Genomic DNA, 24,114 nt, shown 5'->3' with positions numbered 1-24,114 from the left:
CGCAGGGCCACCCGGACCCGGTCAGCGCTTGTTGCGGACCGGCACGTTCATTTCTTCGGGCTTGATCTCGCGCACCAGCTCGGGCACGCCCCAGGCAAAGGCCGGGTCCACCTTGATCTTGAAGTGGTACATGCTCTGCAGGGCCTGGTGGTCTTCCTTGCGGAAAGTCATCTTGCCCTTGGGGGTGTCAAAGCTCATGCCTTCCATGGTCTTGATGAGCTTGTTGGTATTGACATCGCCGCCCGTGGCCTTGAGCGCGGTGACCAGCGCCATCGCCGAGCTGAAGCCGCCGGCCGTAAAGAAATCGGGCGGTGCCTTGAACTGCTTGTAGTGGGCTGACACCAGGGCTTCATTCACCGGGTTCTTGGGGATGCCAAAGTAGTAGTAGGTGGCGCCTTCCATGCCCGGGAAGTTCTTGAAGCTGGCCATGGCGGGCAGGATGTTGCCGCCGGTGGCGATCTCGATGCCGTAGCGTTTCAAGTCCATGTCGGCAATCTTGAACGGGTTGCCCGCACCGGCCCACAAGATCCAGATGATCTTGCGGCCCGGCTGGTCCTTGAGCTTGTCGATCAGCCGCTGCGCACCGGCGGTGAAGTCGGTGGTGGTGGTGGGCAGGTATTCCTCGTGCACCAGCTTGGCGCTCTTGATGGCGTCCTTGAAGGCTTTCACACCATCGCGGCCGAAGGCATAGTCCTGCGCCAGCGTGGCGATGGTCACACCCGGCTTGTCGATGGCCACGGCGTTGCCGATGGCGTCCTGGCTGCTGTTGCGGCCGGTGCGAAAGATGTATTTGTTCCACTTGTCGCCCGTGATGGCATCCGCCACGGCGGGCTCGACCAGCAGGATTTTTTTGTATTCCTCGGCCACGGGCAGCAGCGCCAGCGCCACGCCCGACGAGGTGGGCCCCACGGCGATGTCGGCCTTGTCGTCCGAATAGGCCGAGGCCAGCAGGCTCTTGCCCAGGTCGGGCTTGCCCTGGTCGTCCTTCTCGATCACCACGATCTTCTTGCCGTTGACGGCCATGGTGCCGCCCGTGGCGTATTCGAGCCCCATCATCAGGCCAGTCTGCGTCTGCTTGCCATAGGCTTCGAGCGGGCCGGTCTTGCTGTAGACATGGGCGATGCGGATTTCACCCGACTGACTGAATACGGGGGCAGACAGTGTGGCGGCCAGGGTGGCCAGTGCGACCAGGGTGCGGCGTTGCATGGGGTTGTCTCCTGTTGTTTTGACTGAACATCGCACAGTTCGTGCCAGTCTTCAAACCATTGATTTATATGGCTAAATTATTCAAATCGAATGACAATGCCTGAATTTCAGACATGCAAAGCGTCTGAAATTCAGACATTTGACTGTTTTTTATTCAGGGTTTTCCAGACGTCCATAGAGTGTGGCCCGCGAGATGCCCAGCTGTCGCGCCGTGGCCTGCTTGTTGCCCCCGTGGGCCTTGAGCGCCGCCGCAATGGCGCGCTGTTCCAGCTCGGCCACCTGCTCGGCCAGGGGGCGCAGGTAGCGCTGCTCGTCGCCCAGCGGCCCGGGCTCAGTCAGGGCATCGCGCACGGGGGCCGCAGGTTCCACCCCTGCTTCGCGCAGGATGCGTTCGAGCTGGTAGGCATCAATGGACTGCGAATCGCTGCGCATGGCGGCCTGTTCCAGCACATTGCGCAGCTCGCGGATGTTGCCGCGCCAGGGCTGTCCGGCCAGCAGCGCCATGGCATCGGGCCGCAGTTCGGGCGGCGCTGTGCCGTTGCGCAGCGCCAGGTCTTCGCCCAGCACTTCCACCAGCGCGGGGATGTCACTGCGCCGCTCGCGCAGCGGCGGCACGCGCACCGGCAGCACATGCAGGCGATAAAAAAGGTCTTCGCGAAACCGGCTGTCGCGCACCAGCGCCGCCAGGTCGCGCGAGGTGGCGGCCACCACGCGCACATTGAACGGCACCAGCTTGTTCGAGCCCAGGGGTTCGATCTCGCCCTCTTGCAGCGCACGCAGCAGCTTGGCCTGCAGGCTTTGCGGCATGTCGCCGATTTCGTCGAGAAACAGCGTGCCGCCGTCGGCCAGCTTGAACTTGCCGTCGCGCCCCTTGCGGTCGGCGCCGGTGTAGGCGCCGGGCGCCACGCCAAAGAACTCGGCTTCGAGCAGCGTGTCGGGCACGGCGGCGATGTTCACGCTGACAAACGGGCCGCTGGCGCGGCTGGATGCGGCATGGATGGCATGGGCCAGCAGCTCCTTGCCGGTGCCGGTTTCGCCCAGCAGCAGCACCGGGCTGGATGACTGCGCGGCACGGCGCGCCTGGCGCTTGACCTCGGACGCCGCAGGGCTCGACCCGACAAAGCTGGCAAAGGTGTATTTGGCGCGCCGCTGGCCATCGCCCGACACGGCCAGCGAGCGGCTGCGCTGGCTGGCCAGCTCGCGCCGCGCGTCGTCAAGGTCGCGCTGCAGCAGGGCAAATTTGCCGATCAGGGGCTGCAGCGTGGTTTCGGGGTGGTCAAACAGCACGATGCCGATGGCACCGATGACGCGCTCGGCCTCGTCGCGCAAGGGAATGCGGCTGACCACAAAGGTGCCCGCCTTGTTGGTGAGCAGGTCGATCAGCACGGGCTGACCGGTTTCGAGCACCCGGCGCATCTGCGTGTTGGGGATCACCTCCTCCACGGTGCGGCCGACAAACTGGTCCACCGACGAGAACCCCAGGGCGGGCAAAAAGCGCTGGTAACCCTCGTTCACCCAGACGATGCGCCCGCTGCGGTCCACCAGGAACATGCCCTGGCTGACGCTGGAAAACAGCTGGAACATGGAGCGCGCCGCCAGCTCCAGAATGCCCTGGGCATCCATCGGCAGTGCGGGGGCGTCTTCATTGAGCAAAGGCATGGCCGCGATGGTAGCGCGCTCTGGCCAGACGACACTCCTGCGCCTGCACGCAGATTAGCTACTATATTAATAGCTATTCGCGCTTATAAATCAAGGGCTTAAAGCCTATTTGGCTTGAAAAATGATGTAACGTGGCCGCTCAAGCACCCACGCGGCTCATGCATCGAGCTGCTGCAGGCGCGCCAGCTTGCGCTGCGCGATGTGCTGGAAGAGACGCGGCAGGATCAGCACGGCCAGCACGATGATGAGCAGCGTGAGCGACATCGGGCGCTGCACAAAGATGAGCCAGCTGCCCTCGCCAATCGACACCGCATTGCGCATCTGCGCCTCGGCCAGCGGCCCCAGGATCATGCCCACCACCACGGGTGCCGTAGGAAAGTCAAAGCGCCGCATCAGCACGCCGAGCATGCCAATGCCATACAACAGGAACAGATCGAAGGTGCTCTGGCGCATGCCGTAGGCCCCCACCGTGGCAAAAATCAGGATGCCCGCATACAGCTGCGGCTTGGGAATTTTCAGCAGCTTCACCCACAGGCCCACCATGGGCAGGTTCAGCACCAGCAGCATTACGTTGCCGATGTACAGCGACGCAATCAGCGCCCACACCAGCGTAGCCGAGGTGGTGAACAGCTGTGGCCCGGGGTTGATGCCGTAGTTCTGGAACGCGCCCAGCAGCACCGCCGTGGTGTTGGAGGTGGGAATGCCCAGCGTGAGCAGCGGAATCATGGCTGCGGTCACGGTAGCATTGTTGGCGGCCTCGGGGCCGGCCACGCCTTCGATCGCACCCATGGTGCCGAACTCGGCCTTGTCGGTGTCCTTGGCCAGCTTCTTTTCGGTGGCGTAGCTCAGAAAGGTCGGAATCTCGGTGCCGCCCGCCGGAATGCAGCCGAACGGCGTGCCGATCAGCGTGCCGCGCAGCCACGCGGGAATGGAGCGTTTCCAGTCGCGCGCGGTCATGTGCACGCGGCTCATGCTGTTGCGCGACTCGACCACGCGGCCCTCGTACATTGCCGCATACAGCACCTCGGCCACGGCAAACAGACCCACGGCGACCAGCACGATGTCGATGCCATCGAGCAACTCAGGCTTGCCGCCGGTGTAGCGCGCCGCGCCCGAAATCTGGTCCATGCCGATGCAACCGGCCGCCAGCCCCACGAACAGCGCCGTGATGCCGCGCACCGTGCTCTTGCCCAGCACCGCGCTCACGGTGGTGAAAGCCAACACCATCAGCATGAAATATTCGGGTGGGCCCAGCTTCACGGCAAAGTCGGCCACATAGGGGGCAAACAGGGTCACGACCACGGTGGCAACGGTGCCCGCCACGAACGAACCGATAGCCGATGTGGCCAGCGCCGCTCCGGCCCGGCCGCTCTTGGCCATCTTGTTGCCCTCCATGGCCGTGACCATGCTGGCGGTTTCGCCCGGCGTGTTGAGCAGGATGGAGGTGGTGGAGCCGCCATACATGGCACCGTAGTAGATGCCGGCAAAAAAGATCATCGAGGCCGTGACCTCGACCTTGGCCGTAATGGGCAGCAGCATGGCCACTGCCACCGCAGGGCCAATGCCCGGCAGCACGCCCACGGCCGTGCCCAGCGCGCAGCCCACCAGGGCCCACAGCAGGTTGGCGGGCGTGGCGGCGGTCGCAAAGCCCGCCATCAGTGCATCAAAAATTTCCATCACAACCACCCGGTTTGCGTAAGCCCTGGCAGGTTGATCGCCAGGAACTGCGTGAAAGTCCAATAGACGGGCGCCGAGATCAGCACGCCCGTCAACCCATCCACCGCCCAGGTGCTCGCGGTGCCTGCGTCCTGCCCTGCAGCCCGGCGCAGCCCCTGCACGGCCAGCACATAGCACAGCGTGCAGCTCAGGATGAAGCCCACCGTGGTGATGAGGGCCGCGTTGAGCAACAGGCCGGCCGACACCCACACAAAGGCCGGCTTGTGCGCACGCGCGGAGCCATTGGGCTCTTCCATGGCGCGAAATCCGCCCGATCGGGCCTCCCACAGCAGCACGCCGCCGCACAGCGCCAGCACGCCCGCCACCAGCCAGGGCAGAAAATTGGGGCCCACGCCGCCATAACCCGCGTTCGATGGAATATCCAGGGCGCCCAGCGCCAGCGCCGCTGCGGTCAGCAGCACGCCGGCGCCCACCACGGTCTGCATGCGCAGGGCTGGCCGGTTGCCGGCAACGCCGGGCACCGTGGCCGGATCGGACGATGAAGGAGGGGTTGTGGGATCAGACATGCGGGGGTCTTTCTCAAGCCCTTGGGCACAGGGCAAAAGGTGTGCAATACGGTGTGCGTAATACGGCGCGCACCACAGTGGCGGCGCACAGAACCGCCGTGCGCTCGCCGGGGCTGTCGCACGGCGCAGGGGCACGGTTCAGACCATGCCCGCCTTGACCATGGTGGCGCGCAGGCTGGCAAATTCGCTGTCCACAAAATTCGCAAACTCGTCGCCCGCCATCCAGGCCGGGGTCCAGTCGTTCTTCTGCAGCGATTCGGCCCAGCTCTTGCTTTTGACGGCCTTGGCGACCATCTCCGTCAGCGCCTTGCGCTGCTCGGCCGTGATGCCGGGGCCGGCATACACGCCGCGCCAGTTGCCAATCTCCACGTTGATGCCCTGCTCCTTAAGCGTCGGCACCGTGGAGTTTTTGAGACGCTGGCCTGAGGTCACGGCAATGGGCGTCATCTTCTTGGTGGCGATGTACTCGGCCATCTCGCTATAGCCGCCACCGCCAATCGTCACGTTGCCGCCCAGGATGGCTGCAATCGCCTCGCCACCTCCCCGGAACGCCACGTAGTTGATCCTGGCCGGGTCCACGCCCACTTCGCGGGCGATCATCGCAGCGGCAATGTGCTCGGTAGAGCCGCGCGAGCCGCCACCCCACTTCACGCTGCCGGGGTCTTTCTTGAGCTGGGCAATGACTTCGGCCATGCTCTTGAAGGGCGAATTGGCGGGCAGCACGAACACGTTGTATTCGCTGGTCAGTCGCGCAATCGGCGTCGCCTGCGACAGGCTCACCGGCGGCTTGCCCGTGATGATGCCGCCCAGCATTACTGCGCCCATCACCATCAGGGCGTTCGGGTCGCCCTTGCTGGAGTTGACGAACTGCGCCAGGCCGATCGCACCGGCGGCGCCACCCTTGTTGTCGTAGGTGACCGACGATGCGGCCCCCGATTCAAGCAAGGCCTTGCCCAGCGCACGGCCCGTGGAGTCCCACCCGCCGCCCGGGTTGGCGGGCAGCATCATCTTGACGGCGCTGGCGGCATGGGCCGACAGGGGCAAGGCCCCGGCCGCAGCCAGCGCGGCCAGGGATTTGAGAAAGGTATCGCGACGCATCGATGTCTCCTTATAAGGTTGGCGAACCGCCCGATGATGCGCGCACAGCCTGTCAAACGGCTGTCCGCACGCTCAGGGAAAACACTGATGCCGCGGCCTGGCGAGGTCGGTGCTATGGTGCCGCGCATGCAATTGCTTCTCGTCGAAGACGACCCCACCATGCAGCTCACGCTGCAGCGCGCATTGGCGCGCCGGGGCATGGAGGTCACCGCCGTGGGCGACGGCGCGGCGGCGCTCCGCCAGTGGGCCGCACGTCTGCCCGATGCCGTGGTGCTCGACCTCACCCTGCCCGGCCTCGATGGCCTGCAAGTGCTGCAACAGGCCCGCACCCGCGGACTGCGCACGCCGGTGCTGATCCTCACCGCACGCGGCACCGTGGGCGACCGGGTGCTAGGCCTCAATGCCGGTGCCGATGACTACCTGCCCAAGCCGTTCGATCTGGACGAACTGGAAGCACGGCTGCGCGCCCTGCTCCGGCGCAGCGCAGACCCCACGCCAGCGGCAGGCCACTCGGTTCAGATCGGGGCCATCCGCTACGACAAGGACAGTGGCGCGCTGTACCGCAACAGCGAGGTGATGGAACTCACGCCCCGCGAACTGGCGCTGATGCATGCCCTGCTGGTGCAGCCGGGCCATGCGGTCACCAAAGAGCGCCTCTATGAACTGGTGTTCCCCGGCCAGCTGGACGTGCAGTACGAAGCCATCGAGGTGGTGGTGTACCGCCTGCGCAAAAAGCTGGCCGGCACGGGCCTGACCCTCATGACGCTGCGCGGGCTGGGCTATCTGCTCAGGGCCGATACGTGACAAGGCCCGCTGCGTTGCGCGCCCCGTCACTGCGGCGGCGGCTGCTGATGGGCATCTTGCTGCCGGTGGTGGCGTTCATCGCCTTCAACACGTTCAGCCTGTACCGCCAGGCCCTGGCATCGCTGAACACCGCCTACGACCGCACCTTGCTGGCATCGGCCAAAACCATCAGCGAACAGCTGGATGTGTCGGGGTACGACGACGCGGCGCAACTGCGGGCCATCGTGCCCTACGCCGCGCTCGAGGCCTTCGAGGCCGACAACCAGAGCCACATGTTCTATCGCGTCTCCACCCTGCAGGGCGAAATGGTCTCGGGATTTGCCGAACTTGCGGCATGGCGCGGGCGCATTCCGGATCGCCCCCCCTATGCCGCGCTGGTGGATTTCTATGACGACCAGTTCCGCGGCGAGCACGTGCGCGTGGCCGTGTTGCTGCAACCCGTGGCCAGTGCCAATGGCCGCGGCATGGCGGTCATCCAGGTGGCGGAAACCCTGGAAGTGCGCGAAACCCTGGCGCTGCAAATCCTGTGGAACACACTGGCCCGGCAGGCGCTGCTGATCGGCGTGATTGCGCTCACCGTGGTCATCGTGGTGCAACGGGCCACGCGCCCGGTGCGCCAGCTCAGTCAACAGCTGCAGGCACGGCCCGATGGCGACCTGAGCCCGATCGCCGCCAACTCTGCCCCCCGTGAGCTGCAACCCCTGATCGACAGCACCAACCAGGTCATGCAACGGCTGCAGCACCTGCTGCGCCACCAAAAGCGGTTTGTGCGCGACACATCGCACCAGTTGCGCACGCCGCTGGCCGTGCTCAAGACGCAGGTGCAGTCGGCCCTCCGCGGCGATGTGCCGGCTCTGCAAGCACTGCAGGAGATCAGCGACACGGTCGACCGCGCCACACAACTGGCCAACCAGATGCTGGCGCTGGCCAAGGTCGAGCAGCTGCGCCAGCAAAGCGCGCCGCCGCCAAACCGGTTCGATGACATTCTGCGCACCGTGGCACTGGACCTGTCACCCCTGATCGCGCAGCGCGACCTCGACTTTGGCATCCACACCGAACCGACAACGGTAGCGGCCCACGAATGGATGCTGCGCGAGCTGGCCCGCAATCTTCTGCACAACGCAATCCGCCATGCCCCGCAAGGCAGCGATCTGGCGGTCGACCTGCGCTGCGCCGATCACCAGGCAGTGCTTTGCATAAGCGACCATGGCAGCGGCGTCGACGATGAACTGGCCGCACGCCTCTTCCAGCCCTTCTCTGCAGGTGACGTACGCACCGGCAGCGGCCTGGGCCTGGCCATCTGCCACGAGATCGTTCAGGCGCTCGGTGGCCGCATTGCGCTGACCAACCGCGTGGAATCAGGCCGTGTGGCGGGGCTGGACGCCGTCGTTCACCTGCCACTGCCCCCGCCCACAGACGGCTCCCTCAACACCGCCGCCACGGCACAATCCTCCCCATGAATTCCCCCGAAACGATGCGACTGGACAAATGGCTGTGGTGCGCGCGGTTCTACAAAACCCGCAGCCTGGCCACCGAAGAAATCGGCAAGGGCCGTGTCACCGTCAATGGCCAGCAAGCCAAACCGGCCCGCGACCTGCGCTGTGGCGACACCGTGGCCTTGCGCCAGGGCGTCATCGCACGCACAGTGATCGTGCGGGGATTGAGCGGCGCACGCGGCCCGGCCCCGGTGGCACAACGGCTGTACGAAGAAACACCCGACAGCATCGCCGCCCGTGAAAAAGCCGCCGAACAGCGCCGACTGGCCCCCGAACCCGCCGCCGCCTTGCAGGAAGGACGCCCCACAAAACGGGACCGGCGCAACATCGACCGCGCCCAGAACTGGGGCGACCGCTGGAGCGCATCTATCGATGAGTAACGCGCTGGCACTGTTGTGTCTCTGAAGGTGCTTATTGGCCGACGGACACCACCGCGCCAATCGCCAAAAACAAAAAAGCCCCGACATGCGGGGCTTTGTTGTTTGGCGGAAACGGAGGAAGTCGAATCTGCGTTTCACATCACATCATGAAATCGCATTAATCAACGAAAAAACCAATAAAAACAATAACTTATGATGTTTTATCGTCTCACGTTGTTTCCAATGACTTCCCTCAATCTCGCGTTTTTTCCGTATACTTTTCCGTATAACGAGACCAAAATTCGGGTCTCACCTCCGTCGAACTCTGCCCATGGTCAAAGCCAACAAACTCACTCAACTGCAAGCTACCAAGCTCAAGGAAGCCGGTATGCATGGCGACGGTGCAGGCCTGTGGCTCAAGGTCACCGAAGGGGGTTCCAAGTCGTGGATTCTGCGCTATGCATTCAATGGCCGTGAGCGCTGGACTGGGCTGGGGCCATACCCCGATGTCTCCCTAGTGTCCTGAGTTAAAAATTCATTGAATTATTTTCTGCCAATGCAATCAGTCGTGTGGTGTCATTGCACGATGAGGTGGCCATGAGCGGAAGACCAAAGACTCCATTGGTGTTGAGCGTGACGGAGCGCGAACAGCTGATCGCGCTGACCAAGCGTCGCAAGACGGCGCAGGCTCTGGCGTTGCGAGCGCGCATCGTGCTGGCCTGTGCCGAAGGTTCGGATAACAAAGTGGTGGCAGCGCGCCAGCGGGTCACGCAGCAGACGGTATCGAAGTGGCGCGGTCGGTTTGTCCAGCTGCGGCTGGACGGTCTGCTTGACGCACCGCGCCCGGGTGCACCGCGTACGATCGACGATGCCCGAGTCGATGCCGTCATCGCCAAGACGCTGGAGTCCGTGCCCGCTGGTGCCACGCACTGGAGCACGCGCAGTATGGCGCGCGCCATGGATGTGTCACAGACGGCTGTGAGTCGAATCTGGCGGGCTTTCGGCTTGCAGCCGCACCGCCATGAAACCTTCAAACTCTCCAGTGATCCGCTGTTCGTCGAGAAGGTGCGCGACATTGTCGGCCTGTACATGGATCCGCCGCTCAAGGCGATGGTGTTGTGCGTGGATGAGAAGAGCCAGATCCAGGCGCTGGACCGTACACAGCCGATCCTGCCGCTGGCACCGGGCATCCCCGAGCGGCGAACCCACGACTACATGCGCCATGGCACGACGACGCTGTTTGCGGCGCTGGACATTGCCACGGGCGAAGTGATCGGGGAGTTGCATCGGCGCCATCGCAGCACGGAGTTCCTGCAATTTCTGCGAACCATCGAAGCCAACGTGCCTGCTGGCTTGGACGTGCATCTGGTGATGGACAACTACGGCACGCACAAGACCCCCTCAATCAGGGCATGGTTCGGCAGACATCCCAGGTTTCACGTGCACTTCACGCCCACCTCTGCATCCTGGCTGAACCAGGTCGAGCGCTGGTTCGCCACCCTGACCGAGAAGTGCATCCGTCGCGGCACGCACAGATCAACAAGACAGCTCGAACAAGCAATCCGCGAATACCTCGAACTCAACAACGCGGATCCAAAACCATTCGTCTGGGCCAAGTCCGCCGACGACATCCTTGCAAGCATCGAAAGATTTTGTCTGCGAATTTCTAACTCAGGACACTAGTCGAAGCCCGTGAAAAAGCCAGTGCATGGCGCAAGCAAGTGCGCGAGGGCATTGACCCAATGAAAGTCAAGCAAGAAGCCGTGGCGGCAGCACGTGTGGCAGATGCTAAGGCGGTCACGTTTGACTGGTGCGCCACGCAGTACGTCGAATCTCATCGCTCAGGGTGGAAAAGTGCCAAACATGCAGAGCAGTGGACCAGCACCCTGAATACCTATGCCAGTCCCGTCATCGGAAAGATGGATGTAGGCATGATTGAGACGGCGCATGTCATGCGCTTGCTTGAGCCTATTTGGCACATCAAATCAGAAACCGCTTCTCGCCTGCGGGGCCGCGTCGAATCTATCCTCGACTGGGCCACTGTGCACAAGTATCGCAATGGGGAGAACCCCGCTCGCTGGAAAGGCCACCTTGACTCCCTCTTACCTGCCCGTTCCAAGGTGGCCAAGGTCAAACACCACCCGGCACTGCCCTGGCAGGAAATGAAGCCATTCATGGCCGAGTTACGTGCTCAAGCTGGTATCGGGGCACTGGCCGTGCAATTCACCATCCTGACGGCTGCTCGTTCGGGCGAAGTGCGCGGCATGACATGGGACGAACTGGACTTGGACAACCGCCTTTGGATCGTCCCAGCCGAGCGCATGAAAGCGCACCGCGAACACCGCGTACCTTTGTCAGACGCCGCGATGACCATCCTGCAGGGAATGAAAGCACTGAGGCTCGATGACGTAGATGTCGTATTCCCCGGCGTGCGTGACCACAAACCCCTCTCCGACATGACGCTCACTGCTGTACTGCGACGCATGAAACGTGACGATCTAACCGTTCATGGCTTCCGTTCTACCTTCCGGGATTGGACGGCGGAAACCACGGACTACCCACAGGAAATGGCCGAAATGGCACTGGCACACACCGTTGGCAACAAGGTGGAGGCGGCGTATCGACGCGGTGATATGTTGGAAAAGCGGCGTGCGATGATGGAGGCTTGGGCGGTACACGCCGAACCGACGCAGCTCGGCCCAAACGCGACACCCGTTCCACATCAATAGCCCATAGTTGCCTAGCCGAATCGCTGGATATACGGCGGTAAGTAAACCCTGGATCAATTCCCTCGAATTCGAGGGAATTGAAAATGAGGCTGGGCGCAACAGCTTCTTTCAGGAGCGGTCACGACGAACTGGCTGAAAGACAAGGCGATACAGAGCGCTTATTCAACCCCCAAGGCCTTGAACGCAGCATCCACCGGATCTGAGTAAAAGCTGGTCTGAAACTTGGCGAACAACTCGCCCGGCACGGAGGGGATGTCCGTCACGCTCGACATCGGCAGCAAGATGCGTTTGGCGCCTGCATCAAAGGCCACCTGCATGCTCTCCGCCAGATTGCGCACCTGAACAATGGTGCCGCCCAGGCTCATGTCTCCCAACACAGCCAATTGCGACTGCACAGGCTTGGCCAGGGCTGCTGAGCACAGCGCAATGAAGCTGGCCAGTGTCAGTGCTTGGGGGGCACCGCTGTTTTGCAGTTCCACCAAGTGGGTATGAAAATCCCGCTCGCCTGGTTTGATAGACGCGCTCACTCGCGAGGAGTTGGCTTTGAAGTAGTCAAAGGCCACCTTGACGGCTTCTCGTGGCGCTGCCCCGGACACGTTGACCTTGCCGCCGCCTGGAATCGACTGGATCTCCAGCCGGTAGATACCCGGCATTTCTGAGGCACCCATGCTGATGGTGTGCAAGGTGCCTGGTTGCAGGCGCCCCTCCGGCACCAATGCGCCGCCCGACTGTTCCGGCACGGTTACGAAGCGCTCCACACCGTCTTCCAAGTCGATGTAGCTGAAATGCACGTCGTAAAACTCCATACCGCCAATTTTCTTGAGCTGCTCCTTCACGCGGCGCCGGGTTTCCAGGGCATATTCCAGGCACTTGCGCACCGCATCCTTGGTGTACTCGCCGTTCGGACACACCAGCTTGAGCAGGCCTGACGTGGTGCGGCGCACGGCAATGGTGTCGCGCTGGTTCAGGTTGTTGCCCAGCTTGAACCACTTGTCGATGGCATCGGCAAAGCTGTACTTGCGCATTTCACGCAGGTACTCCGCCAAGTAGTCCACGATCAGGCCGTACTGGTTGGTAAAGAACTCGGGCCGCATTTTCGGAATTTCCCAGCCTGGCACATAGGCATGAAAACGGTCAAAAAAGGCCGAGTCGATCATGGCTTCCGGGAACGGGGCCAGCAGGTGCGAGGTCTTGACCAGAGACTCCACGCTCTGGTTGATGTTGCCCACAAACACCATGGCAGCGCTGGCGTTGATGGACTCGCGGCCCCGGCTGAACGAGCCCGAGGCCATGTAGTCCTTCATGATCTGCACACCATCGTGGTCCTTGAAGTTAATCCCCGCAACTTCATCAAAAGCCACCACGTCCCACAAGCCCACCAGCCCCACCTTGCGAGCGCTCATGTTGTAGAACAGATTGGCCACCGTGGTCTGCCCGCCCGACACCAGAATGCTGTTAGGGCTGATTTCCTTGTAGATGTGGCTCTTGCCGGTGCCACGCGGGCCCAGCTCGCAGAAGTTGTAGTTGTTTTCCACCAGCGGCACCATGCGCGCCAGCAGGTGCCATTTTTCGCGCTCCTTGAAGCAGGTCGGCTCCATGCCCGTGGAGCGGATCAACGCGTCGATCCACTGCGCATCGGTGAACGCCTTGCGCGCCTCAAACAGTGCCTGCATGTCCATGTTGGGCATCTGAATGGGCTTGAGTTCGGTCACGGTGAAAGGCGATCCGCGCTGGTCTTCCTCAAAGTGGTACTTCAGCGTGACGATGCACCAGATGCCGCCCACCAGCAGCTTCTCGAACTGGCGCACATACGAGTCCGAGATCTCGGCGTTCTTCACACCCAGGTTGGATAGCAGCGCCTCGTACAGGTCGCGCTTTTCATTGAGCTTGACAGTGATCTTGTCGATCACTTTGTACGTGCCGCTCTCGCGCACCTTCGATTTGACCTTTTCTGCCTCGTCCGCGCGCACATAGTTTTCAGCCAGCACGCGCTTGACCATCTGCAGACCATTCTGAATGGTGGCCTCGTCGTTGCTCGCGCAGTACATGCCCAGCAGGTACTCCAGCACGTACACCGGCACATTGGCACCTTCCTTGATGAGCTTGGTCAGATCCTTGCGGACTACCTTTCCAGCGAAGTGCGTGTTGAGCAGATCGTCCAGGCTCGCGCCTGCAGCGGACTCCAATGCTTCGGATGGTGGCGCGGCGGTGGGGGTGTTCAGTTCTTGTGTCATTCGCGTTCTAAAAAAAACCGCATTGCATTAAAAGTCACTGCCAAACGCCAAGTCCACCTTGATGGGCAGGCGCAGCACTTCCACCTTGGTGATGGCATCACGCATCACCAGGTCATAGCGGCGGTGCGGGTCATGCGCACCGGCGAGCACCGTCAAAAATACCGAACGCTTGCGCTCATCCAGCAGCTGGGAAGTGCTGTCAAACGTCAGCGTCTGCTCGTCGCTGATCGGCGCGTCGCCCTCGCGCAGCGAGACCACCACCGTACGCGCCAGCACCCGCTCGGACACCGCATCGGTCTGTATGAACTCGAAACGCTGCGAACTGGTCACCATCTTGCCCACATTGCCCAGCACGCTGATATTCACGGGCCGGGTCTTGGCGTGGTCGGCCTCGCTCTCGCGCACCGTGATCACCGGGATCACCACCTCTTGCGGCATGGCACTGCCATGCACAAAGCGTGCGCCACCGGCGAAGTGAAAGCGACTGGCCCCTTTGGGCACCCAAAAATCCAGGCTACCTTCAGGCGTGGTGCCCGCCGTCACCGCCGTATTGCCCGCCCAGGCCTTGGCGGTCGTGCCCAGGTTGCGGCCGATCAGATAGCGCTTCTTGGCTTTCAGCGTCCCTGCGGGTTTGTCTTCCAGCGTCGATTTATCAGCGCCATCCAGGGGCGACTCCTGGTAGATGAAACCATGGTCCGCCGTCACCAGCACGGTCGATCCGTTGAGCGAGTTGATGATGAAGCCCAGCAACTGCGACAACTCCTGCACCGTCTGCGCCGCCGCCTCAAAGGTCTTGGACTCTGACGCCTGCTTGTCGCCCGTCATGTCGATGCGGTCGTGGTAGATGTAGATGAGCTGGCGATCACGAACCAGCTCGCGGCCTTTTTCCTTGCCCAGGGCTATCAGGTCTTCGGCCTTGATGGCCATGCCGCCGACGCCCTTCAGGTGCTCATTGCGCTGCTCCAAAGTAGCAACAAGGTGGCCATCAGCCAGCACATCGAGGTTGGCGCTTTCCTTGTATGCGAGTGTTTGGTGCGGTAGCAAGGCTGCCATGCCCAACGCCGTGTAGCTGGGCAGCACTCCCAGCATAGTGCCCAGGGACGCTTTAAAACGGTTTTTACCGTTGGTGAACTGCACCAGTTCCTGTGCCACCTCATAGCGCAAAGCGTCTGAAATCACCACAAACACCCGCTTGGCACCGCCGCTGTACAAAGGCTGCACCTCACGCTCATAAAACGCCTGCTGCGGCGTTACATCGGGCAGGGACCAGTGCTGCAGCAAGCCTTGGTCGCCTTCCACCACTTTCGCCCACGCGGCACCCAGCTGCGGCACAAACCAGCCTGAATACAGATTTTCGATGGATGTGCGCAGCTCATGCAGCACTGCCCAGCCTGAAGGCTCCACGGCATCCGCTGCCGTGTGAAAGTGCCGGTACAGCTGGTCAAAGCGGTACAGGTGCTCGCGGTATTGGCCAAAGGCCGTTGCTGCATCAGCAAAGCTAAAGCCCGCCGCATGGCTGGCCTTGAGGCTGAAAAAGTCTGCCGCTGCCTTGAGCGCGTCGTAGCAAGCCGCCAGCGCGCGGGTGCGCTCGCTGGCACTGGCCAACAAGGGGTTGGCCCAATGCCCGTCACGCCGCCGCGCAATCAAACCATGCACCACGTCCATGTTGGCCCCTGCCCCCGCCACGATGCGTTGCTTGAGGTCCTGCACCACCCGCAGCTCCAATTCCTCAAAGGCCATGCATTCGGCCAGTTGCTCTGCCGTGTAGCTGGCCAGTAATTGCGCCAAGTTCAGCTCCTGGGCCACAGCACGGGCCAGCACGTTGTAACTGCTGAAAAAGGCCAGGTCTGACCGCCACCGCGCCGCAAACACCGAGGCATTGGCCGCCAGCGCGCGGTCGGGCAACACAAAATGCGCCAACTGGCGCGGCGGTGCGCCGTCCAGGCACCGGCACAGGTCGGTCACCAACACACGCACTAGCAAGTCACGCAGGTTGGGCTCTGCGTCGGCATAGCCCAGTTGCGAGCGCACCAAACCCCAGAACTCAGGCGCCAAATCGTTGGCCGCAATGTCTTGCCAGGCCTTGGGCTGTGCAGCCAGGTCGGCCTCGCCATCCACCACCAGCGAGGCAAACAAGCGCTGCAGCATGGCAAACAGCTCTGGCTGGTCGGCACGAGTAAGCACGGCCAGCATTTTGCGGTCCAGATCTGGCGCACCGTCGCCCGGCAGCACCAGGCGCTTGAGGCGCTCTACCCGATCCTTGGCGCGCAAAAACTTGGCCCGCTCTTTCAGGTGATGGCGCAGTGCCTGCGTGGTCAGGCCCAGGTCTTCCAGCAGGATGGACGTGGTATCTGCCCGAAACGACTTGCTGCGCAGGCGCACGTCCAGCAGCCAGTCTTGTGCAGGTTCCGGCTCGGGCTGGGTGCTGTAAATCAACCAGCGCTGGCCGGGCGAGCGCTCGATGTCAATCTTCAACTGCAGCGTGGGCGTGTCATCCAGGCGTACGAGTCGTACGCCGTCTAGTTGCAGGCCGTCCACGACCAAGGCGAACTCCGCCTCCACGTCGTGCCAGAACACCACCGGACGTGTGCTAAACAGGCTGGTTAAACTTTCAATCAGGCGTTGCTGGCTCATAAATTTCCGTTGTCTGGCTCCTGGATGCTGATCAATCCGGGCCCACTTATTTGGTCAGGCAGCCGCGCTCGGTGGCCTTGGCGAGCACTGGCGCTCTTCGAGGGGGCTGCAGCGGCGGGCATTAGCCGATATCAACCGAGGCAATAGTGCAACAGCCCTTTGCGCAATTTAGCCATCAATAATGCCGCGCCCCTCACGCCGCCTGAGCGCCGCTGACACTTGTGGAAAGCTCTTGACCGGCACTTTATGGCCACAAGCACGGCCGTCGGGCGTAATGCCCAGGCAGATGTACTCGTAGCTGTCCAGCATGCGGCCCCCAGCAGAAGGCTTGGGCATGAGCTTCATGGGGAGCATGTGGGCAGGGCAAACGATCTCTTCGTCTTCTTCATCAAGACTCGCACGCAATCGGCCATGCGCCTTGTTCAGCACATCCGGGCGAGTCCAGATCTCCTCGCGCTGCTTGCGAGATCCATCCAAGTCGGCATCGGGTCGGCGCAACACAGATGTGCGCTCAGCTTCAGGGTCGAGCTTCAGCGTTGGGCATGGAAGCGGGTTGGGCGAAGTGCATTGCCAATAAAAGGTCTGCCGATCCGTCTTGGTATTGAAGCCACCTAGTTGGATACGCATGGCGCCTCCACACTCAGGGCATACCTTTGTTGACAGGATGCCAATTGAAGCCGCTGCCTCGTCGCCTGTCACTGCCGCTGCAATGACATCGCCCTGCGCCTCTCGCAGCTCCTGGGCAGAACGCGCCGCTTTGGCTTCATCCAGTTCGCGCCGCAAACGGTCACGCTCAGCCTCAATCTCACGCAAGCGATCGAGATCGTTCTCCGTGAGGCGCCCATCACGTCGTCTCTTTTCAGCCAACTCTTGCTCTTCATCGGCAAGATCCTTCGCTACGTTGAAATGGCGTTCGGCAACCCCGCGCACCAGTTGCGTGGCAGCCTTACCAAATGACGAGTTATCAATCTCCTCCAGCACGGCCTTCACGGTCTCCCTGACCGCGACCACGGCGCCTTTTAAAAAGGCCTTTGCACCTGCAAAAAGCGAATCAAGCCAAGCCATTCAAAGCCCCTTTAAATGATGGACGCAAGGTAAATTGAGCTACTGCAGGTCTTCAGAGCAGTGCTGCCGAAGGGTGAAAAGAAACGACGTTGCCGCTTTAATTTGGGCAACCTCATGCTCACCCCACGAATTGGTCAACAGCCAGTTAACCAATTGGAATAGCAGCAACTTGACAGATCAATTTGCGGGAAACACTCTCATCAGCCAAGTCTTCAACGCTTGCAGCTGCGGCGCCGCGTTATCCAGCAGGCCGGGTTTGGCTGCTTGCCACAGCCCATGGTCAGGTTCGGACTGCCATGCCAGCCATGTGGCCACTTCGGCCTTTGAACGCCGCAACGGTTTGAACTTGGGGCCGCCCGGAATTTGATCAATCGAACTCTTGGCGTGCTGCATCAACGCTGCTTCACCAGGATGAAGGTTCAACTGAATCCAGTCTTCCAGCATGCCATCGTCGGCGTTGTTGGGCATCAACCAAGCGCCAAGGTCGTTTAGTCCATCGCTGTGGCCAAAAAGAAAACCCCCAGCTCCAGAGCCAGCCCGCAGGTGATAACCCGCAAGAGTGAGGCGCTGAGTCAGATGGTCCCGCGTGCGTGCAAAGCCTCCGCCGTTAGCGTGTTGGTCTGCATCAACAGCGATAGCCAGCCGCTCAATCTGGCCATCCGCCAATTGGGGCAAATACGTTTTTTCCAGAACATCAAACGCGGCTTGCTTCGTGTCCTTTGCGTGCCCGGCGTCGCGAGGCGTGCGAACTGCAATCGGTTGGACAGACACTCCCCAAAGTTTGCACAGATCTTCAAAAAAACCACGATCGGACTCGCCCTCAACCAAAAGAACATTTTTGGCGCTCATCGCACTTCCACATCCTGCTGAGTAATGTTCTGCAATGCAGCCTCATCAAACACCGTGGCAATCACCCGGCCTTGATCACTGGTGCGCACGCTGCGGCCCAAACGGAACAGCACACCATCGGTCTCTGTGCGCGCAACGGCCACTTTGGTGAAGCTCTCAATGCAATCCCAACTGTGCGTGGTGGCGAAGATTTGAATGTTGTGCCGCTCTGCCACTTCAAACAACAGACCCCACACCTTCTCTTGCACCGAGTAGTGCAAACCGTTTTCAAACTCGTCGATCAGCAAGAAACCACCCTTGGCAGCGAAGAGCTTCAATGCCAGTTGCAGCACACGCAGCATGCCGTCCCCCATGCTGTTGAGCGGAACAGGTCGATCAACCCCTTTCAGCTTCACCATGGCAGTACGAGAAGGCCTTGTCCTCACGCCGGATGGCGAGTAGCCATCAGCACGCACAAAAGTGAGGTTGTCAAAGTCGGGCTCGATGACTAGAAGCGCCTTTTTGACAACTGCTTCCTGCTCGGTGAAAACGATCCGGTCCCACTCGTCCGCCAATTCATCCATTGAAATGAATTGGGTGGGGATAAAACTACAAGGCACTGAAGTCGCGTCGTACGCAGATGATCGACGTGCACCGTTCAGCAACTTGACGGGAGGAAATAACCGCTCCCCCTTGCGCACCAGGATGACCTGCTGCAATTCACCAGGAAACAAATCTGCTTCAAACTTTTGGATGTATCGACGGCGAATCCTGTTGATCAATTCGCCTTCAAGCAACTCGGGCTCGCCGATGCTCTCTTCCATCATGGCATGAGAGATTTGCAAGCGATCATCCTCTGACGTGCCACTGCCAATTTCGATGGCCGTGTCGTCCATAGGAAAGGACCGCCCCGGGAAGAAGTCCTGAAAAGGCAGCAATGATTCAGCATCCAAGGCCTCCGACTCTCGCACTCGATAGCGTTCGTCGTGCTCTTGCGCAATGGCTTCAAGCAATGGCCGCTGTGCGTTGCCCGCATACAGGCGCAGCGCCTCCAGCACCGTGCTCTTGCCCGAGTTGTTCTTGCCCACCATCAAGTTGACGCGCCCCAGCGCGGGCACCTCCAAGTGCTCCAGCGAACGAAAATTTTTGATCAATAAAGAGTCAAGCATGTGGTGTGCTCCTGTAACCGTCGATCTTAGTCATCCCCCGCCCCACCCGTGACCAGTTTCACCCCCTCCAGCAAATCCCCAAACTTCCCATAGTTCACCTTCACCCCATCATCCAGATCCAGGGTGATGCGCATGTCGGCGTAGTGGCGGAGTTGTTCGTCGTAGGCCAGAAGCTCTACGTGCTTCTTCTTGAGCTTTTCCACTTCTTTGGCTAACTTGTTGCGGGCGGCGGTACTGTTGGCGGCTGAAGCGTCTTTTTGCAGCATCTCGATGCGGTTCTGGATTTTGCCGGTGAGGGGCACGACGTATTCGGCGCGCAGGCGGGCGAGTGTGCCCTCGTGGTAGCGGTGCAGATAGACCAGAGCTTGGAAGGCGCCTTGTTTGCCGCTGCTGAAGAGCCAGTAGATGGGGCGCTTTTTGTAGGTTTGCAGGTGGTCTTTGAAGAACTTGTCGGCGATGTAGCGGCGGATGGTCTCGTCTGGAGTCTCAGAAGCTTTGGTACCCAGGCTCTCAGCCAACCAGGCCATGTTTTCTTCCAGGGTGTCTGGCCCCCAGACGGCGCGCAGGAATTCGCGGATGCGGCTTGGTGCATCGTCGGAAAACCAGAGTTCGTCGGTAATGGGGACGATTCCGTCGGCATCTGCGGGGAAGGTGGCATAGCGGCCAGGCTCGAAGCCGACGTTGCCCGCGTGGGCATAGATCAGGCCGGGTTCGTCGAGGCTGTAGCGGCCCATCATGCAGCCGATGGCGTAGGAGATCAGGCGCTGGCAGTCTTTTTCACGGTCGGCGTGAGTCAGGGTGATTTGGTCTTCGGGGACTTCGGGAGAAAGTTCGTCTTGGAGGCCGTAGGCATCAATCAGCAATCGGTTGTTTTCAAATTCGATGTTTTTTAGTGCTGCATGAGCATCTGCAACGCCAACCGAATATTTATTCCAAGTATTGACGAGCAGTGACTCATCTTTGAATTTTGCAACTAAATCAACACCCAAAAAATCGAACGATGTCTCAAATGAGTCCCAATCGGTTTTTGCAATTTCAATTGCATTTTTTGCATTAATTGCAAGCTCAATCCCCTGAATGGCAGAGTAAGCCACAGGAATTTTTGATATATCGCCTGGCTGATAGTTAAGTGTAGGGGATATGATTTTTACCAAATTACTAACAACATAGCTATTCATGAGAGAAAGCAAGGCTAAACTATCTTCTGTTTTGACTGCAAACATTGATGAGCCCGCATTATCAAAAAGTGATCCTATCGAAATTCTTGCTGAAGTATTTGAAGATGAGAGAGCATTCCAAGTAACTCCCTCCTTAAAAATGTAATCCAGATTGTAGTTATGCGATCTTATTCGACCTGTTGCCTCATCAGAAAAATTCTGAATTTCGTAACCGTCAGACTCCCAATTAACAACATATTCTAAATTTCCATACCATTTCCGGAAGTCACCCCCTTTCTGATATTGGAACCATTTCTTCTTAGTTTTAGCCGCAATTTCTCTGGATAAAACTTTCAAGCCAAGCTTATCGATGTTGACCTCGTGCCAAAGTCTAAGAAATTTATTGTTGTCAGCCGTAGCCATTCCGAGTCTGGTTTCAGCTATATCAGATATTTTCCGATTACTGAATGCGTCAATGGTGTTTTTACTTACCCAATACGCCACCGGACTCCCCGGAATTTTCTTGAAATCATCCTGCACCGTGGCATCGAAGCGGTTTTGATTGCTCCGCAATGCGGCTTCTTTCTCCGCCTCCTGCCCGTCCACCAAGCGGAAAAACACCGGCTTGAATCCCGAGAAATGCTGGCCTTGCAGCACAAAGGCCGTGGTTTGCACCACTTCGCCCGAAATCTCGCCAAACGCCCGCGCGCCCAAGTGCGCCATGGTCTGAATCGTGCGCTGGGTCAGCAACTTCTCCCGCATGGCCTCATACGACGACAAAAACATCCAACTCTGCATCGTCACCATGCTGTTGAAGCCGCTGGGCTTGCACCAGCCAAAGCCGCGCTCCATGAACATGGCGAACAAGTCGGCTTTGCTGTCGGGGAAGGTGGCTCGGGCGTAGTCCTTCAGCGCCGGGGTCATGCCCTTACCGCCCATATACGGCGGATTGGCCACCACCGCATCAAACTGCATCCCCAACACCAGCGCCTGGCGCACCAGCGGCAGCAGGTCTTTGGCGGCGGCTTGGGCGTAGAGGTCGCCCGAGGCTTCGGCGTTCTTCAAAATTGATAGCTGCTCGCGCAAGCTGGGTAAGCGCTTGAGGCCGATTTGTATCAAAGAACCAAAGGTTTTGGCGTGGGCAAAGGTGGCGATCAGTTCGGCGATGGTGGCGCGGAGGCAGCCCTCACCCCCGCCCTCTCCCAGGGGGAGAGGGAGTGAATCCGGTTCGCCCAGGGTCATTTGCGGCTGGGTGGCGGGGAACAGGTCGGGGTTGGCCCATGCGGCCTCGGGGTGTCGGGTTACGCCCTGCGGGCTAACCCGACCTACGGGGGTCAGCGCGGCGCACAGGGCGTCGGCGTCCAGCCCCGTGCTTTCCTGCAGGCTGAGCACGTTGAGGCGGGGCGGGTTGCTTTCGTCGCTGAACAGGCGGCGGTCGTCCGCGCGGGCTTTCATCAGCAGTGCAAAGCCGGCCATTTGGGCAGCGCGGTCGTCAATGTCCAGGCCAAACAGGTTCTTTTCCAGTATCAGGCGCGGTATGTCTCTGACTCTGTAGCCGCGCTCCAGGTAAATGGCCTTGAGCACGTCATAGGCCACCACCAGAATGTGGCCGCTGCCGCAAGCCGGGTCCAGCACGGTGATGGACTCGGGGTTGAGGGTGTCGCCATCTTCCCGCACGCGGGTCTGAATAAGGGCATCGAGCTGGGCTTGCACCTCGGGCGTTTGCTCGGCGGGGGTGATGTAGTACGGCCACTCCTTCGCCAAGGTGCTTTGCGGGTTGGCCATGAGCCACAGGCGGCCCACGCTGTTTTGCACCAGGTATTGCACGATCCAGTTGGGCGTGAAGAGCTGGGTGGCGGCGGGGATGTCCTCGCTTTTGACCACCTTGCCAATGACCTGGTCCTTCTTCTCACTGATATAGAACTGGTACAGCCAGCCGATGATTTCGACCTCGTCTTCCCAGTCTTCTTCGGGGATCTCTGCCACCAGCTTGGCAATGACGGAGTCGCTGCGCAATAGGTTGTCGGGCAGCAGCAGCTCGGAGTCGTCGTCAATGCGCTCAAACAAAAAGGGCATGGCGCGGGACAAGGCGTTGCACTGGGCCACCAGCAGCATGCGGTACAACTCGCCATCGCGGTTGCCTGCGAGTTTGAGTTCGGTGACCTTGGCGGCGTTCAGGCCTGGGAGTTCGCTGGTCAGATCTGTGGCGTGGGTGAGGATGTCTGGCAGCCCACCCGAGGTGCTGGACAGCGCCCGGTGGCCGTGGCCCAGGTAGTCGTGCAGCTCCATGTAGCGCAGCGCGGCAAAGCGGTTGAACCAGGTGTAGGCCACGGCTTCCATGGTGTGGGCAAAGCCGTCTTTGCGGATGCGCTCGATGAGCTTGTCGCGCTGGCCGCTGACCTTGGCGGTCCAGGCTTGACCGGCGATGACGGTGACGTCACCCTGAGTTTGGGCGGGGGCTACTTCCAGCGTGCCAGCCTTATCCGACAGGCCCAGCAGGTTGGCGCGGGCGGTGACGGCGGCGATGAAGTCTTTGCGGGCCTGGGGGGCGTAGGACTTGAGGTTGGACTTGTTCATGTTTTTACGGTCAAAAGTGGCTCTAGCGCTTATCTATCAAGCGCTGGCAGCTATTGTTTTTTAATATTTTCGAGGCAGGGATGTGCATCACCGATGGAATGGAGGCGGGGTGATGCGGGCCACATGCACGACGGCATGCACTGTGACGACGCACTGGTCTTCGTTCTGGTCGAAGTAGACGATGTAGTTTTCGTGCGCGACGAGTTCATGCGCCCCGTTGACCCGCGTGCTGGTACGGCGGGGAAAGTTGGGGTCGGCCAGGTGGTCCACCTGCCCGTCGATCCACAGCCACATGTCGATGGCTGCGCTGGCGTTGTCTTGTGCAATCCAGGCTTCAATGGCGTTGAGGTCTTGGCGGTATTCAGGCCGACGGTCCACGCGGTAGGCGGCGCACGTCATTGCGGCTGCCGGGCCTGCAATGCTTTTTGTTGGGCTAGTTTTTCAGCGCGGATGCTTTGCCATTCGTCGGGCGGAATAGCGTGCTGCGTGCTGCCGCGGCTGGCCTGCACCTTGGCCCGCACCCAGCGGTCGTATTCGGCGGCGTGGGTGAGTGCCTGGGCGCGGTCGGGGCGGCTGCGTTTGTGCTCGGGTGCCTGATCCGGCTGCCAATTTTCCAAACCTTCGAGCACGATGCGGCGCACACCCAGCTTGTGCAGCAGCTTCAAGGCAGCGTCGGTGGTGCCAAACAGCCGTGCCTGCGTGCCCCGCGCCTGCACCAGTGAAGCCTCGCCGGTGAGGGTGGTCACCTTCACGGCAAACTGCGAGCCCACGGGCTCCAGCGCCACCGATTGCACAGCGCCATGGGCAAAGGCTGCTTGAAATTGGGTTTGAGTGAGGGTTTGCATGGCGTGGCGTG

Annotated in this window: 19 protein-coding genes; 6 read left to right on the top strand and 13 right to left on the bottom strand. The window is 60.7% G+C overall.

From position 1 onward, the window contains the following. Positions 1–21: 21 nt before the first annotated feature. The 5 genes from CBP34_RS06595 to CBP34_RS06575 all read right to left on the bottom strand — a co-directional run bounded on the left by CBP34_RS06595 (position 22) and on the right by CBP34_RS06575 (position 6,206). Positions 22–1,206, bottom strand: a complete 1,185-nt coding sequence (locus CBP34_RS06595) for a substrate-binding domain-containing protein (RefSeq protein WP_094097633.1) — start codon at positions 1,204–1,206, stop codon at positions 22–24. Positions 1,207–1,356: 150 nt separating this feature from the next. After that, positions 1,357–2,865, bottom strand: coding sequence for a sigma-54 interaction domain-containing protein (locus CBP34_RS06590; protein WP_094097632.1), 1,509 nt, complete (start codon positions 2,863–2,865; stop codon positions 1,357–1,359). Between the two features lie 156 nt (positions 2,866–3,021). Next, complete coding sequence (locus tag CBP34_RS06585) at positions 3,022–4,542, bottom strand: tripartite tricarboxylate transporter permease (protein WP_086911930.1); 1,521 nt, start codon at positions 4,540–4,542, stop codon at positions 3,022–3,024. Beyond that, positions 4,542–5,108 carry a tripartite tricarboxylate transporter TctB family protein gene (locus CBP34_RS06580; protein ID WP_094097631.1) on the bottom strand — a complete coding sequence of 189 codons (567 nt, stop codon included), beginning with the start codon at positions 5,106–5,108 and terminating at the stop codon, positions 4,542–4,544. The genes CBP34_RS06585 and CBP34_RS06580 overlap by 1 nt, the downstream gene beginning before the upstream one ends. A 138-nt stretch (positions 5,109–5,246) precedes the next feature. Next, positions 5,247–6,206 carry a Bug family tripartite tricarboxylate transporter substrate binding protein gene (locus CBP34_RS06575; RefSeq protein WP_094097630.1) on the bottom strand — a complete coding sequence of 320 codons (960 nt, stop codon included), beginning with the start codon at positions 6,204–6,206 and terminating at the stop codon, positions 5,247–5,249. A gap of 114 nt (positions 6,207–6,320) precedes the next feature. Between CBP34_RS06575 and CBP34_RS06570 the strand changes: the two genes are divergently transcribed. The 6 genes from CBP34_RS06570 to CBP34_RS06545 all read left to right on the top strand — a co-directional run bounded on the left by CBP34_RS06570 (position 6,321) and on the right by CBP34_RS06545 (position 11,594). After that, positions 6,321–7,010 (top strand): response regulator transcription factor, encoded by a 690-nt coding sequence (locus CBP34_RS06570; RefSeq protein ID WP_094097629.1) that lies wholly within the window; start codon positions 6,321–6,323, stop codon positions 7,008–7,010. Between the two features lie 47 nt (positions 7,011–7,057). After that, the gene (locus CBP34_RS06565; protein WP_094099094.1) at positions 7,058–8,470 is read left to right on the top strand and encodes a sensor histidine kinase; all 1,413 of its coding nucleotides are present in this window, start codon (positions 7,058–7,060) and stop codon (positions 8,468–8,470) included. Next, positions 8,467–8,886 (top strand): RNA-binding S4 domain-containing protein, encoded by a 420-nt coding sequence (locus CBP34_RS06560; protein WP_094097628.1) that lies wholly within the window; start codon positions 8,467–8,469, stop codon positions 8,884–8,886. Before CBP34_RS06565 ends, CBP34_RS06560 begins: the two co-directional genes overlap by 4 nt. A 310-nt stretch (positions 8,887–9,196) precedes the next feature. Beyond that, a complete protein-coding gene (locus CBP34_RS06555) occupies positions 9,197–9,391 on the top strand; it encodes an Arm DNA-binding domain-containing protein (RefSeq protein ID WP_094097627.1) in 195 nt (64 codons plus the stop codon). Between the two features lie 71 nt (positions 9,392–9,462). After that, positions 9,463–10,548, top strand: a complete 1,086-nt coding sequence (locus CBP34_RS06550; protein ID WP_094099064.1) for an IS630 family transposase — start codon at positions 9,463–9,465, stop codon at positions 10,546–10,548. Between the two features lie 59 nt (positions 10,549–10,607). After that, positions 10,608–11,594, top strand: a complete 987-nt coding sequence (locus CBP34_RS06545; protein WP_094097626.1) for a tyrosine-type recombinase/integrase — start codon at positions 10,608–10,610, stop codon at positions 11,592–11,594. A 158-nt stretch (positions 11,595–11,752) separates the two neighbouring features. Here the strand turns inward: CBP34_RS06545 and brxL are convergent, their stop codons facing one another. The 8 genes from brxL to CBP34_RS06495 all read right to left on the bottom strand — a co-directional run bounded on the left by brxL (position 11,753) and on the right by CBP34_RS06495 (position 24,103). Beyond that, entirely contained in the window at positions 11,753–13,828 is a 2,076-nt protein-coding gene (gene brxL, locus CBP34_RS06540) for a protease Lon-related BREX system protein BrxL (protein WP_236748532.1), read from the bottom strand. A 27-nt stretch (positions 13,829–13,855) separates the two neighbouring features. After that, a complete protein-coding gene (gene pglZ, locus CBP34_RS06535) occupies positions 13,856–16,462 on the bottom strand; it encodes a BREX-1 system phosphatase PglZ type A (protein ID WP_094097625.1) in 2,607 nt (868 codons plus the stop codon). 168 nt (positions 16,463–16,630) lie between these two features. Beyond that, positions 16,631–17,527, bottom strand: a complete 897-nt coding sequence (locus CBP34_RS06530) for a hypothetical protein (protein WP_094097624.1) — start codon at positions 17,525–17,527, stop codon at positions 16,631–16,633. A 177-nt stretch (positions 17,528–17,704) separates the two neighbouring features. After that, a complete protein-coding gene (locus tag CBP34_RS19385; RefSeq protein ID WP_157896445.1) occupies positions 17,705–18,376 on the bottom strand; it encodes a DUF3226 domain-containing protein in 672 nt (223 codons plus the stop codon). Then, positions 18,373–19,524, bottom strand: a complete 1,152-nt coding sequence (locus CBP34_RS06515) for an AAA family ATPase (protein WP_094097621.1) — start codon at positions 19,522–19,524, stop codon at positions 18,373–18,375. The genes CBP34_RS19385 and CBP34_RS06515 overlap by 4 nt, the downstream gene beginning before the upstream one ends. Before the next feature lie 26 nt (positions 19,525–19,550). Continuing rightward, a complete protein-coding gene (pglX, locus tag CBP34_RS06510) occupies positions 19,551–23,258 on the bottom strand; it encodes a BREX-1 system adenine-specific DNA-methyltransferase PglX (RefSeq protein WP_208616375.1) in 3,708 nt (1,235 codons plus the stop codon). An 87-nt stretch (positions 23,259–23,345) separates the two neighbouring features. Next, on the bottom strand, positions 23,346–23,657 hold the full coding sequence (locus tag CBP34_RS06500; protein WP_094097620.1) for a type II toxin-antitoxin system RelE/ParE family toxin: 312 nt from the start codon (positions 23,655–23,657) through the stop codon (positions 23,346–23,348). After that, positions 23,654–24,103 carry a hypothetical protein gene (locus CBP34_RS06495; RefSeq protein WP_157896444.1) on the bottom strand — a complete coding sequence of 150 codons (450 nt, stop codon included), beginning with the start codon at positions 24,101–24,103 and terminating at the stop codon, positions 23,654–23,656. The genes CBP34_RS06500 and CBP34_RS06495 overlap by 4 nt, the downstream gene beginning before the upstream one ends. Positions 24,104–24,114 lie beyond the last annotated feature (11 nt).

It is taken from the genome of Acidovorax carolinensis (genome assembly GCF_002157145.1).
GTDB lineage: Bacteria > Pseudomonadota > Gammaproteobacteria > Burkholderiales > Burkholderiaceae_C > Acidovorax > Acidovorax carolinensis.
The sequence above is the reverse complement of the archived record's forward strand: the minus strand, read 5'-3'. Positions and strand labels throughout refer to the sequence as shown.